This window comes from Aeromicrobium sp. PFPM2_SD2, assembly GCF_057364525.1.
Window position 1 is genome coordinate 1 of the sequence record NZ_JBNFNZ010000707.1, and the last position, 774, is coordinate 774.

A 774-nucleotide genomic window follows, 5' to 3' on the forward strand; every position below is an offset into this window, starting at 1 on the left:
CGCTGCTCGAGCAGGCCCGCACGTCCGCGGACGTCCGCCAGGCGCTCGACGAGGCCGAGTGGGACTCGCTCGCCGCCTCGGTCGAGCAGGCCCGATGAACGTGTCCGCGCCGAGCACCACGACGCTGCGGGTCGTGCGCACGCACGCCGAGCTGCGCGCGGCCCTCGCCGATGCCGGCACCGTCGCGCTGGTGCCGACGATGGGGGCGCTGCACGGCGGTCACGCCAGCCTCATGCGCCGGGCGCGCTCGCAGGCCGACACGCTCGTCGTCTCGGTCTTCGTGAACCCGACGCAGTTCGGGCCCGGCGAGGACCTGGACGCCTACCCGCGCACCCCCGGGGCCGACCTGGCGGTGTGCGAGGCCGAGGGCGTCGACGTCGTCTTCATGCCCGAGGTCGCCGAGATGTACCCCGACGGCCCGGACGCCTCGGTGATGGTCGACCCCGGCCCGCTCGGCACCGTGCTCGAGGGCGCCGCGCGCCCGACCCACTTCCGCGGCGTCCTGACGATCGTGGCCAAGCTGTTCGCCGCGGTGCGGCCCGACGTCGCGGTGTTCGGCGAGAAGGACTTCCAGCAGCTGGCCCTGGTCCGCCGCATGGTGCGCGACCTCGGGCTGGGCGTGCGCGTCGACGGCCACCCGATCGTCCGCGAGGACGACGGCCTGGCCATGAGCTCGCGCAACACCTACCTCAGCGCCGAGGAGCACGACCGGGCGCTCGCGCTGTCGCGGGGCGCTCGAGGTCGGTGCCGTCGCGTCCGCCGCGGGCCCCCGAC

Annotated in this window: 1 protein-coding gene; it reads left to right on the forward strand. The window is 75.6% G+C overall.

The genetic code is table 11. The features are described from left to right. Positions 1-94: 94 nt before the first annotated feature. Positions 95-774 (forward strand): pantoate--beta-alanine ligase (gene panC, locus AC2W7G_RS17605; RefSeq protein ID WP_485869573.1); only part of this gene is annotated, 680 nt, incomplete at its 3' end.